Annotated in this window: 1 protein-coding gene; it reads right to left on the reverse strand. The window is 64.2% G+C overall.

The genetic code is table 11. From position 1 onward, the window contains the following. The coding region (locus M8006_RS17850) for a phage tail terminator protein (protein WP_250084580.1) at positions 1-356 on the reverse strand (356 nt) is incomplete at its 3' end. Positions 357-372 lie beyond the last annotated feature (16 nt).

Genomic DNA, 372 nt, shown 5'->3' on the forward strand with positions numbered 1-372 from the left:
TCGGCGGTTAGCACATCGGCCCAAAACAGGGCGTGGCTTTGCAGGGCCAATAGCTGGCCGCGTTGCCATTTCACGGGGATGTCGCCGCCTGGCGGCATCCAGTTAATCAATTGCGTTAGGGCGGGCTTGCGTAGCTGCGCCAGTTCGTCGTCACCGGCGGTGGCCACCGGGCCTAACGGTTGGTTACGGCGGCGAATCCCCGTGACCAGTAGCACCTCGGTTTTCACGCGGTGGCGTGCCTGGTGGCTCATGGGGCCGTGGCTGACGGTTTCACGCCCGAGCACCAGCATCATGTTGGGGAGCTGGGTGTTGTTCTTGGCGGCTTCGACATCCGCTGCCAGCTGCACAGTGGGCATGCCGCCCAGGGCGTTT

The organism is Halomonas llamarensis (genome assembly GCF_023555005.1).
Lineage (GTDB): Bacteria > Pseudomonadota > Gammaproteobacteria > Pseudomonadales > Halomonadaceae > Vreelandella > Vreelandella llamarensis.